1 rRNA gene is annotated in these 527 nt (G+C 36.1%); it reads left to right on the top strand.

Annotated features, from left to right (window positions below):
• Positions 1 to 426: 426 nt before the first annotated feature.
• Positions 427 to 527 (top strand): 23S ribosomal RNA (locus H5201_RS22615); the annotation flags it as partial.

A 527-nucleotide genomic window follows, 5' to 3' on the forward strand; every position in this document is an offset into this window, starting at 1 on the left:
TTTAGAACTTATTTGTTCGTAGTGTCCACACAGATGATTGTTAGTTAGTTTGCTCTTTGAGTTCACTAATTAATATGCTCTTTAAAAATTTGGAAAAGCTGATAATAAAATTCGTATGAATAACACTGTTATTTGTACAGAGTTTTCAAAAGTAAAAAAGAATGATAGCAGTATCATTCAGTGCCAATTTAATCTTCGGATTAATTGGTATCTACTTTAGTATTCAATATTAACTTCTGGCGAAGTTAAACTGTCACTAACGTATGATTAAACTTTATTGTTTAGTATTGCGACGTGGATTTGATGCTTAGGCAACGCCGCTGATATTTTTGTCGCTGGGCGCATAACGTGTTATGTAACCAAGCAAAAATTGATAGCAAGGCAGCATAAGTAACAAAGACCAAGCAAGACCCGTTTGGGTTGTATGGTTAAGTGACTAAGCGTACACGGTGGATGCCTTGGCAGTTGGAGGCGATGAAGGACGTATTAACTTGCGATAAGCCTAGTCAAGCTAGTAAAAAGCACTT

The sequence above is a fragment of the Pseudoalteromonas sp. SG43-6 genome, assembly GCF_014164365.1.
Taxonomy (GTDB): Bacteria; Pseudomonadota; Gammaproteobacteria; order Enterobacterales; family Alteromonadaceae; genus Pseudoalteromonas; species Pseudoalteromonas rhizosphaerae.